We start from the raw sequence: 15,017 nt of genomic DNA, 5'->3' as shown, positions 1-15,017 counted from the left end.
TTCGCTGCAATGCAAAAGGCCCCGGGGTGCGAACCTCGGGGCCTTTTTGTTTGACATGCTGCTGAAAGATCAAAAGATCGCAGCCTCCGGCAGCTCCTACGTTGGAATGCGTTCCCCTGTAGGAGCTGCCGAAGGCTGCGATCTTTTCGGGAGCACCCGAATCTCAAGTGAACTCGAAGGTATCGGCATCCAGATTCGCCGGAAACCGCGTGCGATAAGCTTGAAGGTCAGCAGCGTTCAAAACGACTTGGAACACCCCATCCGCCTCGCCTGCACTGAGCAATGTCTCACCCTGGAAATCCAGCACCTGGCTATCACCGGTGTAGGCAAAGCCCTTTCCATCAGTACCAACGCGATTCACCGCCGCCACGTAGCAGAGATTCTCGATCGCCCGCGCTGGCAGCAAACGGTTCCAGTGCTGACGCCGTGCACCCGGCCAGTTGGCGGTGTACAGCAGCAAATCGGTGTCTTGAGCATCACGGCTCCAGACCGGGAAACGCAGGTCGTAGCAAATCAGCGGTCGCACTCGCCAGCCCTTTAGTTCGAACTGCACCTGACGCTCACCGGGAGTGAAGTGGTTGTGCTCGCCGGCCATGCGGAACAGATGGCGTTTGTCGTAGTGCCACACCTCGCCGTCCGGCCGCGCCCACAACAGGCGATTGCGATGACTGCCGTCAGCCACCTGGACGATGATGCTGCCAGTGATCACCGCATCCAGTTTCGCGGCCTGAACCCGCAGCCATTTGCTGGTGGGACCGTTTTCCAACTCGGCGAGAGTCTCGGACTCCATCGAGAAACCGGTGGTGAACATCTCCGGCAAAATGATCAGATCCGCCCCGCGAGCCTGTTCCAGCAACGACTCGAAATGCTCCAGATTGGCCTGGCGATCGTGCCAGGCCAGGGTGGTCTGGATCAGCGCGATGTTCAGATTGGGTAGCGCACTCAGATCACGCATAGTTTTGCCGCTGCTTCACGCAGGGTCTCCTCGCGTTTGGCGAAGCACAGCCGCACCAGGCGCTGGCCTTCGGGTGGGGTCTGGTAGAACACCGAGATCGGGATGCTCACCACGCCATGTTCGCGGGTCATCCACAACGCCATCTCGACATCATTGAGGTCCGGGCGGATCTGCGAGTAATCGACCAATTGGAAATACGTGCCGGCCACTCGGGTGAAACTGAAGCGCGACGGCGTTAGCAGATCGCAGAACAGATCGCGCTTGGCCTGATAGAAAGCCGGCAGTTCTTCAACGTGTTCCGGGTGCTCGGCCATGAAGTCGGCCAAGGCATATTGCAGCGGCGTTACACCGCAGAAACTGACGTATTGGTGAACCTTGCGCAGCTCCGCTGTGAGGGCCGGCGGTGCGACCACGTAGCCGGTTTTCCAGCCAGTGACGTGATAGGTCTTGCCAAAGGAGCTGACCACGAAAGCACGCTGATACAGCTCTTCGTGATTCAGCACGCTGGCGTGGGGCACGCCATCGAAGACCAGGTGTTCGTAGACTTCGTCGCTGACGATGTAGATGTCGCGATCTCGAATCAACGCCGCCAGCTGGTCCAGCTCGGCACGACTGATCAGTGCGCCACTTGGGTTATGTGGAGAGTTGAGGATGATCATCCGCGTGCGCGGTGTAATCGCTTCACCCAGCTTCTGAAAGTCGATGGCGAAGTCATTCAGGCCCAACTGCACGTGGACGCAACGACCACCGGCCAGCTCAACCGAGGGCTCATAACTGTCGTAGGCCGGATCGAACACGATCACTTCGTCGCCGCTGTGGATAACCGCCTGAATAGCGCAGAAGATCGCCTGGGTTGCGCCGGGCGTGACGGTCACTTCATGGTCGACATCCACATTGACGCCGTAGCTGCGGGCGATCTTCGCCGCAATCTGCTGACGCAATACCGGAAGCCCGGTCATCGGCGAATACTGGTTATGGCCATTGGCGATATGCCGACCGACCGCATCGCACAGGGCCTGCGGGGCATCGAAGTCGGGAAAACCCTGGGACAGGTTCAGCGCCCCGGTTTGCGCCGCGAGCTGAGACATCTGAGTGAAGATAGTGATGCCGACATTCGGCAGCTTACTGGTGATCATCGGTGATTCCCTGCTCTACACCCGGCTCTACGGCGGCGCGGGAGAGCCCGAGAATAGCCCAAACGACGTCCATAAAAAAAGGGCGCCTTAAGCGCCCTTTCTAGAACCCGATCCTGTAGGAGCATGGCTTGCCCGCGATTGCCGCACCGCGGTGTAACAGGTACACCGCGTTATCATTCATCGCGGGCAAGCCTTGCTCCTACATCAGTCAGGCAAGCCGTGGATCAGCGCTTGTCGCGGCGCTTCTTGTCGGCTTTTTTGTGGTGCGACATCATGCGACGCTTCTTGTTGACCTGACGGTCGGTGAGCGAGGTCTTGTTACCTTCGTACGGGTTCTCGCCGCCCTTGAACTCGATGCGGATCGGCGTACCGACCAGCTTCAAGACACGGCGATAAGTGTTTTCCAGGTAACGCACGTAAGACTTCGGCACCTTCTCGATCTGGTTACCGTGAATCACGATGATCGGCGGGTTCGCGCCACCCAAGTGGGCATAACGCAGCTTGATCCGGCGGTTGTTGACCATCGGCGGCGCGTGCTCACCAACCGCATCTTCCAGAATCGTGGTCAGACGGTTGGTTGGCCAGCGGGTGACCGCAGACTTGAACGAGTTCTGTACGGAGGCGTAGAGGTTGCCCACGCCCGTGCCGTGCAGGGCCGATATGAAGTGAATGTCGGCGTAGTCAACGAAGAACAGTCGACGTTGCAGCTCGACTTTCACGAAGTCGCGCTCGCTCGGCGTCATGCCGTCCCACTTGTTGATCGCGATTACCAGCGCACGACCCGACTCAATGGCGAAGCCCAGCAGGTTGAGGTCGTGGTCGACCACGCCTTCGCGGGCGTCCATCACAAAGATCACCACGTTGGCATCTTTGATCGCTTGCAGGGTTTTGACCACGGAGAACTTTTCAACTTCTTCGTGGATCTTGCCGCGCTTGCGCACACCAGCGGTGTCGATCAGCGTGTACTTCTCGTCGTTACGCTCGAACGGGATGTAGATACTGTCGCGGGTGGTGCCGGGCTCGTCATAGACGATTACCCGGTCTTCACCGAGCATACGGTTGACCAGGGTCGACTTACCGACGTTCGGACGGCCGATGATCGCGATCTTGATACCGTCTTTTTCGCTAGGGCCAGGAATGCGCTTGGCTTCCTCGCCTTCGGCAACGATCTCTTCCTCGCCTTCTTCCAGCTCGTCATCGTCTTTCGGGAAGTCGCTCAGGGCGATTTCCAGCATCTGGGTGATGCCACGACCATGAGCACCGGCGATCGGGATCGCGTGGCCCATGCCCAACGGGGCGAATTCGGCGCGGGCCATTTCAGGGTCGATGTTGTCGACCTTGTTGGCAACCACGTAAGAACGCTTGTTACGTTTGCGCAAATGCTCGGCGATCATCTGGTCGGCGGCGGTGAAACCGGCCTTGGCATCTACCAGGAACAGAACGACATCCGCTTCTTCAATGGCCAGCAGCGACTGCTCGGCCATTTTTTCGTCCATACCGTGCTCGTCACCGGAGATACCGCCGGTGTCGACCAGAATGTAGGAACGCCCTTGCCACTTGGCCTCACCGTATTGGCGATCACGGGTCAGACCGGACAAGTCGCCAACGATGGCGTCGCGAGTCCTGGTCAGGCGGTTGAACAAGGTGGACTTGCCGACGTTCGGTCGGCCCACCAGGGCGATTACGGGAACCATGCGGCTCTCCACTTCGTTATTTCAGAAAATACAAAAGCCGCTGCGAGGCAGCGGCTGGTGCTCGGGGCAGCGCTTGAGGGCGCTGCGAACCCCGTCAAACGGGGCTGCCTGGGGTTTAACCCCAAGCATAGTCAAACCTTTACTTAATGGTCAGGGCTTCCAGTTTGCCGCTGTTGCCATACAGATAAATCGTGTCACCCACCACCAGCGGACGGGCACGCAGGCCAGCGCTGTCGATGCGTTCGCGGCCGACGAAACGACCGTCCACCTGGCTCAGCAGGTGCAGGTAGCCTTCCATGTCGCCGACTGCAACGTAGCTGGAGAACACTTCCGGAGCCGACAGTTGACGGCGAGCCAGCGAATCGTTGCTCCACAAGGCTGTGGTGGAACGTTCGTCGACGCCTTCAACGGTGCCCGAAGACAGGCTCACGTAAACGTTGCCAAAACCCTGGGCGACACCGGCATAGCTGGAAGCATCACGCTGCCAAAGCTGACGACCGCTTTGCAGGTCCAGTGCCGCAACGCGACCCTGGTAGCTGGCGACGTACAGCGTTTCGCCGGAAAGCAGCAGGCCGCCGTCGATATCGACAACGCGCTCCAGTTCCGAACGACCCTGTGGAATTGCTACACGTTGTTCCCACACCGGCACGCCGTTGGAAATATCGAGAGCGACCACTTTACCGGTCGACAGGCCAGCCACCGCGAGGCGGTTGGTGACGATCGGCGCACTGGTGCCGCGCAGGGTCAATACCGCCGGAGTACTGTCATACAACCAGCGCTGGGTGCCGGTAGCGGCATCCAGACCGATCAGACGGTCATCCTGAGTCTGAACCACAACGACATCACCGTTGTTGGCCGGCGGTGCGAGGACTTCACTGGACACGCGAGCGCGCCATTTCTCTTCACCGTTGATGGCGTCCAGGGCAACGATTTCACCCTTGATCGTACCGATCAGGAGCAGACCGTAACTGACGCCGACCGCGCCGGAAACAGGCAATTCGAGATCTTTCTTCCATTTGACGTCGCCATTGCTGCGATCCATCGCCATCACCACACCGGTGACGTCGGCGGCATAGATGGTATCGCCATCGATCGCCGGAACCAGCATGTTGTACGACTCGCCCTGACCGTCACCGATCGAACGACTCCACTGCTTTTGCAGAACCACTTCTTCTTTGAAGTCGGTCAACTCGGCCGGTGGCAGTTCCTTTTTGCTGTTGCTGCTGCAACCCGCGGCCAATATGGCCAGAGCCAGCAATGCTGCATGTTTCCAACGAATCACGTCACGCATCCCCTTTGGCCAGGTCGTCCAGCTTGATTTGTAGGCCACCCACTGCCGCTTCATCCGACAGTGCCGCCTTGGCTTTTTGATACGCCGTGTTCGCTTCGTCGGTACGACCCAACTGCACCAGCAGGTCGCCTTTGAGTTCTTCGCGAGTGGCCAGGAATGCTTTATCGGCATCGCCTTCGAGCAGTTTCAGGGCTTCATCGGCCTTGTTCTGCGCGGCCAGCACCTGCGCCAGGCGCTGACGAGCAATTTCGCCCAGCGCCGGGTTGGCCGGTTTGGCAACAATGGCTTTCAGCTCGCTGGCTGCGTCATCCAGCTTGCCGCTGTCGACCGCAACTTTTGCCACGAACAGGCTGCCGTACTGCGCGTAAGCGCTACCGCCGAACTCGCTGTTGAGCTTGCCGGCCAGGTCCGCAACACGGGCGGCATCAGGCTTGCCGTCTGGCGTCAGCGTGGTTTCCAGCAGTTGCTGATAGAGCATCGAGGCGCCTTGCGACTGATTGCTCTGATACTTCTGAAAAGCCTGCCAGCCGAACACGATGACCAGCGCCAACAGGCCGCCAGTGACCAGGGGCTTGCCGTTGCGTGTCCACCAGTCCTTAAACTCCGCCAGATGTTCGTCTTCGGTACTCGACACCCCAATACTCCTTAATCGCTAAATCGGCTGTTTGACAGCTTCAACCCTGCACGACGCAGGTGGCCAGGTGTGCAGCAAGCGCATCCCAGGCAATGCTTTGTTGTTCGCCCTGGCCACGCAGGGGTTTGAAACCTACCACTTGCTGGGCCATTTCGTCGTCACCGAGGATCAGCGCGTACAACGCACCGCTCTTGTCGGCTTTCTTGAACTGGCTTTTGAAGCTGCCGGCGCCGGCATTCACTTGCAGGCGCAGGTTGGGCAATTGATCACGAACACGTTCACTCAGGGCCAGACCGGCCAGCTCGGCGGCTTCACCGAAGGCGCAGAGGTAGACGTCGACCTGACGGGAAATCTCTTCCGGGATCTGTTCCAGGGTTTCAAGCAACAGCACCAGGCGCTCGATGCCCATGGCGAAACCAACGCCAGGGGTCGGCTTGCCGCCCATTTGCTCCACCAGACCGTCGTAGCGGCCACCGGCACACACGGTGCCTTGGGCGCCCAGCTTGTCGGTGACCCATTCGAAAACAGTCTTGCTGTAGTAATCCAGCCCGCGAACCAGCTTCGGGTTGATCACGTAAGGAACGCCGGCGGCGTCCAGGCGAGCCTTGAGGCCCTCGAAGTGCACGCGGGATTCCTCGTCGAGGTAATCGGCCATCTTCGGCGCGTCGGCCAACGCCGCTTGAGTCTCGGGATTCTTGGTATCCAGAACCCGCAGCGGGTTGGTCTTCAGACGGCGCTGGCTGTCTTCGTCCAGTTGATCCAGGCGAGCGGACAGGTATTCGACCAGTGCTTCACGATAACGGCCACGGGACTCGCTGGTCCCCAGGCTGTTGAGCTCGAGCTTGACCGCATCACGGATGCCCAGTTCGCCCCATAGACGCCAGGTCAGCACGATCAGCTCGGCATCGATGTCCGGACCATCAAGGTTGAAGACTTCGCAACCGATCTGGTGGAACTGGCGATAACGGCCTTTCTGCGGACGTTCGTGGCGGAACATCGGGCCGATGTACCAGAGTTTCTGCACCTGGCCACCGCCGGTGATGCCGTGCTCGAGCACCGCACGCACGCAGGCCGCTGTGCCTTCGGGGCGCAGGGTCAGGGAGTCGCCGTTGCGGTCGTCGAAGGTGTACATCTCTTTTTCGACGATGTCGGTCACTTCACCGATGGAGCGCTTGAACAGCTCGGTGAACTCGACGATCGGCATGCGGATCTGCTTGTAACCGTAGTTATCCAGCAAACGCGAGACGGTGCCCTCGAAATGACGCCACAGGGGAGTCTGCTCGGGCAGGATGTCGTTCATGCCACGTATGGCTTGCAGAGACTTGCTCACTATAAATCCTTAAATTCGTTCGACTTAGCCGCGTGCAATGACTGCTGCGTCAGCTTCGACCTTTTCGGCCGCTTTCTGGCGGATCAAGCGTTCAAGCTCATCCACCAGATTGTCATTCGTCAGTTTCTGCGACGGCTTGCCGTCGATGTAAATCAGGTTTGGCGTGCCGCCGGTCAAGCCGATATGGGCTTCCTTGGCTTCACCCGGTCCGTTGACCACGCAACCGATGACCGCAACATCCAGCGGCACCAGCAGGTCTTCGAGGCGCCCTTCCAGCTCGTTCATGGTTTTGACCACATCGAAGTTCTGCCGCGAGCAGCTCGGGCAGGCGATGAAGTTGATGCCACGGGAACGCAGATGCAGGGATTTGAGAATGTCGTAGCCGACTTTCACTTCCTCGACCGGGTCAGCAGCCAACGAGATGCGAATAGTATCGCCAATCCCTTCGGCGAGCAGCATACCGAGGCCCACGGCGGATTTCACCGTGCCTGAACGCAAACCACCGGCTTCGGTGATGCCCAGGTGCAGCGGCTGAACGATTTCCTTGGCCAGCAAGCGGTAAGCGGCGACGGCCATGAACACGTCGGAGGCTTTCACACTGACCTTGAAGTCCTGGAAGTTCAGACGCTCAAGGTGCTCGACGTGACGCAGGGCAGATTCAACCAGCGCAGCCGGAGTCGGCTCGCCGTATTTCTTTTGCAGGTCTTTTTCCAGGGAACCGGCGTTCACGCCGATGCGGATCGGAATCCCGCGATCACGGGCGGCATCGACTACCGCACGCACGCGGTCTTCGCGACCGATGTTGCCCGGGTTGATGCGCAGGCAGTCAACACCCAGTTCGGCTACGCGCAGAGCGATCTTGTAGTCGAAGTGGATGTCGGCAACCAAAGGTACTTTGACCAGCTTCTTGATCTTGCCGAAGGCCTCAGCGGCATCCATGTCGGGCACGGAAATGCGCACGATATCGACGCCAGCCGCTTCCAGACGATTGATCTGGGCCACGGTGGCAGCGACGTCGTTGGTGTCGCTGTTGGTCATGCTCTGCACAGCGATAGGCGCATCGCCGCCAACGGGCACGTTACCGACCCAGATCTTGCGGGATTCGCGACGTTTGATTGGAGATTCGCCGTGCATGACTTATTGACCCAACTTCAGGCGAGCAGTCTCGCCACTGGTGAACGGAGCGACATCAACCACCTGCCCGTTGTAACTGACCTGCGCGCCACGGGCGAAGCCCAGACGCACGGAAAACGGTGGCTTGCCGCTTACGGAGACGTTTTCGCCTTTACGCTTGAGACCGCTCAACAACACCTTGCCGGTGCCATCGGTCACTTGCGTCCAGCAATCAGAAGTGAACTGCAGTTGAACCTGACCTTGGCCGGCAACCGGAGCAGCCGCTGCTGGAGCGGGAATGGTCGGGGTAACCGAAGCGCTCGCAGGCGGAGTTGATACAACAGGAGCAGTCGGGGCTGGCGCGACTGGAGTCGCGACAACCGGAGCGGTGCTGTGAGTCGGTGCAACAGGCGTTGGCGCTGGTGCAGCAGGCGCAGGCGCTTCAGCTTCGGTCGGCGCTTCAGCCGACGTCTCGGCTTGCGGCAACGCAAGAGCGGTTGCGCCTTCAGCCTGACCTTCCGCGACGGCCTGGTCTTCCGGCTCGTCCAGCGGATGGATCTGGGTGGTGCCGTCAGCGCCTTCGACTTCAACGTGTTCCGGGCTCAGGCTGATCAGGTCTTTGGTGCGCAGTGAGGTTTGATCCTGCCACCAGACAAAACCACCACCAATCACTGCGATCAGCAACAGCAGGCTGACAATTCGCAAAATGGTGTGGGAAACCCGAACCGGCTCTTCGATACGTCCCAGGCTATGAACGTTGCTGCCCTGGGAGTCGGTGCCGGTGGATTGGTCGAACTGTTGGACCAGTACGGTTTGATCCATGCCGAGCAATTTCGCGTAGGCGCGAATATAACCACGAGCAAAGGTATGCCCAGGCAGCTTGTCGAAAGCGCCGGCTTCCAGATTGCTCAGGGAATTGACGGTGAGGTTGAGCTTGAGGGCCACTTCGGCCAGCGACCAGCCATTGCTTTCGCGGGCCTGGCGTAAAGTCTCACCGGGATTAACGCGATTCGCTGCTACAACTTCGGGATGCGCCGCTTTCATCATTGCTCCGACAGGTATTGCTGATATTCCGGCGTACCGGGATAGAGTCGTTTTAGTTGCAGGCCAAAACTGGCGGCCTTGTCGCGATCTTCAAACACTTTTGCCAGCCGAACGCCGAGCAATAGACTACGTGCATTTTGCTCGGTGAGCAGGCTAAAACGATCGTAATAGTCACGCGCGGGCACATAATGCCTGTCTTCGAAGGACAACTCAGCCATTTCCAGCAATGCACGTGGCTGTTGACGATTCAAGCGCAGGGCTTTTTCCAGCTGCTGCTGCGCCAGATCGCGCTGCCCCAGCTTCGAAGCGGTCATTCCGAGGTTCTCGAATACCCGCGAACGCTCAGGGTACAAGGTATCGGCGGCGGCCTGTTCAAAGCGTTCGTAAGCTTCTTTGTAGCGTTTCTCTTCGTAAAGAAAACTGCCGTAGTTGTTCAGGATTCGCGCATCGTTGGGGCGGGAAGACAGTGCCTTGCGAAAATGCTGATCCGCCAGCTCCGGCTCCATCTCGGCCTGGAAGACCAGACCCAGCGCGGCGTTGGCATCCGGATCCGAGTCATCCAGATCCAGCGCTTTCTTCAACGGTACTTTCGCCCGTTCGGTCATGCCCTGCTGCAAGTACCCCAAGCCCAGCTGCACATAGGCAACGCGCGCTTCATCGCGGCCCTTGCTGGTCTTCATCGGGTTGAAATCGCCCGACAGGACACAGCCAGCACACAGGCTGGCCAACAGCAAAAGCAGCGCGAAGCGCAGGGACATAGAGATCCTCTCTTAATTATTGTTCGCAGCGTTTGTTGCGATATCGTTTTCGGCGCTTAACTCGCGCACGGCGATATAACGTTCGCTGCGACGGGTGCGATCCAGCACCTGTCCTACCAATTGGCCACACGCGGCATCGATGTCTTCACCGCGGGTGGTGCGTACGGTGACATTGAAGCCGGCATGGTGAAGCTGATCCTGGAAACGACGAATCGCGTTGTTGCTCGGGCGCTCGTAACCGGAATGCGGGAACGGGTTGAACGGAATCAGGTTGATCTTGCACGGGATGTTCTTGAGCAACTCGATCATTTCGACCGCGTGTTCGACCTTGTCGTTGATGTCCTTGAGCAACGTGTACTCAATGGTCAGCACGCGCTTCTCGCCCAGGGACGACATGTAGCGCTGGCACGACTCGAGCAGCATCTTAAGCGGATACTTCTTGTTGATCGGCACCAATTGGTTACGCAATGCGTCGTTCGGTGCGTGCAGGGACAACGCCAGGGAGACGTCGATGTGCTTGGACAGCTCATCGATCATCGGCACCACACCCGATGTAGACAGGGTTACGCGGCGCTTGGAGATCCCGTAGCCCAGGTCATCCATCATCAGATGCATGGCGGCCACGACGTTGTCGAAGTTCAGCAGCGGCTCACCCATGCCCATCATCACCACGTTGGTGATCGCACGGTCGGCGGTCGCCGGGATGCTGCCGAATGATTTATTGGCAATCCACACCTGGCCGATGACTTCGGCTGCGGTGAGGTTGCTATTGAAACCTTGCTTGCCGGTGGAGCAGAAACTGCAATCCAGGGCACAGCCTGCCTGGGACGAAACGCACAAAGTGCCGCGTTTGCCCTGGGGAATGTACACGGTCTCGACGCAGCTGCCGGACGCCACGCGCACCACCCACTTACGGGTGCCGTCGGTGGAAATGTCCTCGCTGACCACTTCAGGACCGCGAACCTCGGCAATAACCTTGAGCTTGTCGCGCAAGGCCTTGCTGACGTTCGTCATGGCGTCGAAATCATCGACGCCAAGGTGGTGAATCCATTTCATTACCTGACCGGCACGGAAACGCTTCTCCCCGATTGAGTCGAAGAATTTTTCCATTTCCAGCTGAGTCAGACCCAGCAGGTTGGTTTTTACAGTCGATGTAGTCATGGATTCACCTTCACTCTTAAGCCAATGCTTAGCGAGTGGTTACTTCAGTAGCTGCGAAGAAGTACGAGATTTCGCGAGCAGCAGCGGCTTCGGAGTCCGAACCGTGTACAGCGTTGGCGTCGATGGAATCAGCGAAGTCAGCGCGGATGGTACCGGCAGCAGCTTCTTTAGGGTTGGTGGCGCCCATCAGCTCACGGTTCAGAGCGATAGCGTTTTCGCCTTCCAGAACCTGAACGACAACCGGACCGGAGATCATGAAAGCAACCAGGTCGTTGAAGAAACCACGAGCGCTGTGCTCAGCGTAGAAGCCTTCAGCTTCAGCTTTGGACAGTTGCTTCAGTTTCGAAGCTACAACGCGCAGGCCAGCTTTTTCGAAACGAGTGGTGATCTCGCCGATAACGTTTTTTGCAACAGCGTCAGGCTTGATGATGGAGAAAGTACGTTGAACAGCCATGGTGTAACTCCAGAAACGGTAATTTGCGAAAAATTAAACCCGCGAATTATACGCGGGTTCTTGGGTATTGCCTAACTGCATACGGCGCAGACTCAGTCTGCTTCTTCGATCCAGGCGGCCTGAATGGCTTCAAGCACCTTCTCGCCACCGCGGGTCGGATCATCACTGAACTCCGGCAATGCCAGCACCCATTTGTGCAGATCGACGAAGTTCACGTAACGCGGATCCACATCCGGCTTGGATTCAGCCAGCTGGATCGCGATTTCCAGCACATCAACCCATTTCAGACTCATTTCAGTTCCTTGAATCAGTGCGGCGCTTCAGCCGCATGGTTGACCGAGTATTTTGGAATTTCGACAGTCAGGTTTTCATTCCCGATGATCGCCTGACAGCCTAGACGCGATTGCGCCTCCAGACCCCAGGCACGATCCAGAAAGTCTTCTTCCAGCTCGTCCGCCTCTTCCAGCGAGTCAAAGCCTTCACGAATGATGCAATGACAGGTGGTGCAGGCGCAGACGCCGCCACAGGCGCTTTCCATCTCGATATGGTGTTCGTGGGCCAACTCGAGAATGGATGTGCCAGGCTCAGCCTCCACAACCATACCTTCCGGGCAGAACTTCTCGTGTGGCAGAAAAATGACCTGCGGCATCGTTATTCCTCAATCTCATTCAGGTTGCGCCCCGCCAGCGCGGCTTTCACCGTCGAGTCCAGGCGGCGGGCAGCAAAGGCGTCGGTCACTTGCGACAGACGCTTGGTCTGCTGCTCGATGGCGTAACCATCAGTACCTTTCATCAGTTCGGTCAGTTCCTGCATCTGCACTTCGATGACCATGCGCTCTTCGGCGTCGAGCAAGCGCTCGCCATCGACATCGAGAGCACCCTGCACCGCTTCGATCAGGCGCTGGGCATCGACCTGCTGTTCACGCAAGACACGAGCGACCTTGTCGTCGTTGGCATGCTGGAACGAATCCTTGAGCATCTTGGCAATTTCGCCATCCGTCAGACCGTAGGACGGCTTGACCTGGATGCTGGCCTCAATGCCCGAGCCCAGCTCGCGGGCAGAAACGCTGAGCAGACCGTCGGCATCGACCTGGAAGGTCACGCGAATCTTCGCCGCACCGGCCACCATCGCCGGAATGCCGCGCAATTCGAAGCGTGCCAGGGAGCGGCAGTCGCTGATCAGCTCGCGCTCGCCCTGCAATACGTGGATCGCCATGGCCGACTGGCCATCTTTATAAGTCGTGAAGTCCTGAGCGCGCGCGACAGGGATGGTGGTGTTGCGTGGAATCACCTTCTCCATCAGGCCGCCCATGGTTTCCAGCCCCAGGGACAACGGAATCACGTCAAGCAACAGCAACTCATCGCCATCGCGCTTGTTGCCAGCCAGGGTATCGGCCTGGATCGCAGCACCAATGGCCACCACTTGATCCGGATCGATCTCGGTCAGCGGCTCGCGACCGAAGGCTTCAGCAACGGCTTCGCGGACGCGAGGCACGCGAGTCGAGCCGCCGACCATGACCACTGCGTGCACTTCATCCAGCTCGATGCCGGAATCACGCACAGCGCGGCGACAAGCTTTCAGGCTGCGGGCAACCATTGGCTCGATCAGCGCATTGAAGGCTTCACGGGTCAGCTCGGCTTTCCAGTCGCCATAAGCGACTTCAACGGACGAGGCATTGGTCAGGGCTTCTTTGGCCGCACAAGCGGTTTGCAGCAGATTGCGTTGCGCACCCGGATCGAGGTCGGCGGACAGACCGGCGCTCTCGATGATCCAGCCGGCGATTGCATGGTCGAAGTCATCACCGCCCAGCGCGCTGTCGCCGCCGGTGGCCAAAACCTCAAACACACCGCCGGTCAGGCGCAGAATCGAAATATCGAAGGTGCCGCCACCCAGGTCATAAATCGCGACCAGGCCTTCAGCGTGTTGATCCAAACCGTAAGCCACAGCGGCGGCGGTCGGCTCATTGAGCAGACGCAGCACGTTCAAACCGGCCAGTTTGGCCGCATCCTTGGTGGCTTGACGCTGAGCATCGTCGAAATAGGCCGGAACGGTGATCACCGCGCCCACAAGCTCGCCACCCAACGTCGCTTCGGCGCGCTGACGCAGCACTTTCAGGATATCGGCGGAAACTTCGACCGGGCTTTTCGGGCCCTGGATCGTGTCGATGAACGGCATGTGCGACTCGCCGCCGACAAAGCGGTACGGCAGTTGGTCGCCCAATTGCTTGACGTCGGACAGACCACGACCCATCAAGCGCTTGACCGACAGCACAGTGTTCAAAGGGTCGGTGGCGGCAGCCAGTTTGGCCGACTCGCCGACCTCAACGCGATCAGCGTGATAGCGCACGGCAGACGGCAGAATGACCTGCCCGTCTGCGTCAGCCAGAGGTTCGGAAAGACCACTGCGCAACGCAGCGACCAGCGAATTGGTAGTGCCCAAGTCGATCCCCACAGCCAGACGACGCTGGTGCGGTTGAGGACTTTGGCCGGGTTCGGCGATCTGCAGTAGGGCCATCGTTATCAGGACTTATCTGTATATCAGGCGTGCGACCGGAGCGGCACTGGGTTAATCGTCGAGGCGCTCTTCTAACTGGCGCACTTCGTAGGTGAGCTTGTCGAGGAACTGCATGCGCCGCATCAGGCGTTCGGCCTGTTCACGTTGCGCTGCATTATCCCAACAGGCTGCGAAGCTTTCGTTCAGTTCATCCTGCGCAGTCTTCAGGCGACGCTTGAACACTGCAACACCCGCCAGGTCGGCGCTGTCTTGCAGGTCTTCGAGCTCTTCACGCAGCTCCATCTGCTGCAGAAGAAACTCCGGATCATGCACCGTGACCTCCAGCGGCAGCTCGCGACCGCCCATGGCGAGCAAGTAACGCGCGCGCTTCGGGGGACTTTTGAGCGTCTGGTAGGCCTCGTTGAGGCTCGCGGATTGCTCTAGCGCCAGCCGCTGCTCGCGCTCGGAAGCGTCTGCAAAGCGGTCCGGATGAACACCGCGCGCCAACTCACGGTAGCGCGTGGCCAACTGATCGAGATCCAGACGGAAGCTCGGTTTCAGCTCAAATAAAGCGAAATGACAAGGAGTACCCACGCGCAGCCTCAGATGTTGAAGCTTTCGCCGCAGCCACATTCACCGCGCACGTTGGGATTGTTGAACTTGAAGCCTTCGTTCAACCCTTCCTTGACGAAATCGAGTTCGGTGCCGTCCAGGTAGGCCAGGCTTTTCGGGTCGATGATCACTTTCTCGCCGTGACTTTCGAACACCTGATCCTCTGCAACCACCTCGTCGACAAACTCCAGCACGTAGGCAAGGCCGGAACAGCCTGTAGTGCGAACACCCAGACGAATCCCTTCACCTTTGCCGCGCCCGTTGAGGGAGCGTCGCACGTGTTGAGCAGCCGCTTCTGTCATGCTGATAGCCATCGGTGACTCCTTACTCGTCGCCAAAACT

Annotated in this window: 16 protein-coding genes; all 16 read right to left on the bottom strand. The window is 58.9% G+C overall.

What is annotated here, in order from left to right; all coding sequences use genetic code 11:
* Window positions 1-163: 163 nt before the first annotated feature.
* Complete coding sequence (locus PMI27_RS01640; RefSeq protein ID WP_008147765.1) at window positions 164-955, bottom strand: amidohydrolase; 792 nt, start codon at window positions 953-955, stop codon at window positions 164-166.
* Window positions 943-2,091 carry a pyridoxal phosphate-dependent aminotransferase gene (locus PMI27_RS01645; protein WP_008147763.1) on the bottom strand — a complete coding sequence of 383 codons (1,149 nt, stop codon included), beginning with the start codon at window positions 2,089-2,091 and terminating at the stop codon, window positions 943-945. Before PMI27_RS01645 ends, PMI27_RS01640 begins: the two co-directional genes overlap by 13 nt.
* A gap of 224 nt (window positions 2,092-2,315) precedes the next feature.
* On the bottom strand, window positions 2,316-3,785 hold the full coding sequence (der, locus tag PMI27_RS01650) for a ribosome biogenesis GTPase Der (RefSeq protein ID WP_008147761.1): 1,470 nt from the start codon (window positions 3,783-3,785) through the stop codon (window positions 2,316-2,318).
* 139 nt (window positions 3,786-3,924) lie between these two features.
* A complete protein-coding gene (bamB, locus tag PMI27_RS01655; protein ID WP_033053665.1) occupies window positions 3,925-5,076 on the bottom strand; it encodes an outer membrane protein assembly factor BamB in 1,152 nt (383 codons plus the stop codon).
* Window positions 5,069-5,710: a tetratricopeptide repeat protein gene (locus PMI27_RS01660; RefSeq protein ID WP_008147755.1), complete on the bottom strand. Its 642-nt coding sequence runs from the start codon at window positions 5,708-5,710 to the stop codon at window positions 5,069-5,071. Before PMI27_RS01660 ends, bamB begins: the two co-directional genes overlap by 8 nt.
* A 40-nt stretch (window positions 5,711-5,750) precedes the next feature.
* On the bottom strand, window positions 5,751-7,040 hold the full coding sequence (hisS, locus tag PMI27_RS01665; RefSeq protein ID WP_008147753.1) for a histidine--tRNA ligase: 1,290 nt from the start codon (window positions 7,038-7,040) through the stop codon (window positions 5,751-5,753).
* A gap of 24 nt (window positions 7,041-7,064) precedes the next feature.
* The gene (gene ispG / locus PMI27_RS01670) at window positions 7,065-8,174 is read right to left on the bottom strand and encodes a flavodoxin-dependent (E)-4-hydroxy-3-methylbut-2-enyl-diphosphate synthase (protein ID WP_008147751.1); all 1,110 of its coding nucleotides are present in this window, start codon (window positions 8,172-8,174) and stop codon (window positions 7,065-7,067) included.
* A 3-nt stretch (window positions 8,175-8,177) separates the two neighbouring features.
* Complete coding sequence (locus PMI27_RS01675) at window positions 8,178-9,197, bottom strand: RodZ domain-containing protein (protein WP_008147749.1); 1,020 nt, start codon at window positions 9,195-9,197, stop codon at window positions 8,178-8,180.
* Window positions 9,197-9,955 (bottom strand): type IV pilus biogenesis/stability protein PilW, encoded by a 759-nt coding sequence (gene pilW / locus PMI27_RS01680; protein ID WP_008147748.1) that lies wholly within the window; start codon window positions 9,953-9,955, stop codon window positions 9,197-9,199. The genes PMI27_RS01675 and pilW overlap by 1 nt, the downstream gene beginning before the upstream one ends.
* 12 nt (window positions 9,956-9,967) lie before the next feature.
* Entirely contained in the window at window positions 9,968-11,116 is a 1,149-nt protein-coding gene (gene rlmN / locus PMI27_RS01685; protein ID WP_008147747.1) for a 23S rRNA (adenine(2503)-C(2))-methyltransferase RlmN, read from the bottom strand.
* A 28-nt stretch (window positions 11,117-11,144) separates the two neighbouring features.
* Window positions 11,145-11,570 (bottom strand): nucleoside-diphosphate kinase, encoded by a 426-nt coding sequence (ndk, locus tag PMI27_RS01690; RefSeq protein WP_007903599.1) that lies wholly within the window; start codon window positions 11,568-11,570, stop codon window positions 11,145-11,147.
* Window positions 11,571-11,662: 92 nt separating this feature from the next.
* The gene (gene iscX / locus PMI27_RS01695; RefSeq protein WP_008147746.1) at window positions 11,663-11,863 is read right to left on the bottom strand and encodes a Fe-S cluster assembly protein IscX; all 201 of its coding nucleotides are present in this window, start codon (window positions 11,861-11,863) and stop codon (window positions 11,663-11,665) included.
* Between the two features lie 14 nt (window positions 11,864-11,877).
* The gene (gene fdx / locus PMI27_RS01700) at window positions 11,878-12,219 is read right to left on the bottom strand and encodes an ISC system 2Fe-2S type ferredoxin (protein WP_008147745.1); all 342 of its coding nucleotides are present in this window, start codon (window positions 12,217-12,219) and stop codon (window positions 11,878-11,880) included.
* A gap of 2 nt (window positions 12,220-12,221) precedes the next feature.
* The gene (gene hscA / locus PMI27_RS01705; RefSeq protein ID WP_008147744.1) at window positions 12,222-14,084 is read right to left on the bottom strand and encodes a Fe-S protein assembly chaperone HscA; all 1,863 of its coding nucleotides are present in this window, start codon (window positions 14,082-14,084) and stop codon (window positions 12,222-12,224) included.
* A gap of 51 nt (window positions 14,085-14,135) precedes the next feature.
* Window positions 14,136-14,657 carry a co-chaperone HscB gene (gene hscB, locus PMI27_RS01710; RefSeq protein WP_008147743.1) on the bottom strand — a complete coding sequence of 174 codons (522 nt, stop codon included), beginning with the start codon at window positions 14,655-14,657 and terminating at the stop codon, window positions 14,136-14,138.
* Between the two features lie 8 nt (window positions 14,658-14,665).
* Window positions 14,666-14,989 carry an iron-sulfur cluster assembly protein IscA gene (iscA, locus tag PMI27_RS01715; protein WP_007903589.1) on the bottom strand — a complete coding sequence of 108 codons (324 nt, stop codon included), beginning with the start codon at window positions 14,987-14,989 and terminating at the stop codon, window positions 14,666-14,668.
* Window positions 14,990-15,017 lie beyond the last annotated feature (28 nt).

The sequence above is a fragment of the Pseudomonas sp. GM41(2012) genome, from assembly GCF_000282315.2.
Lineage (GTDB): Bacteria > Pseudomonadota > Gammaproteobacteria > Pseudomonadales > Pseudomonadaceae > Aquipseudomonas.
This window is presented reverse-complemented; position numbering and strand designations above follow the sequence as displayed.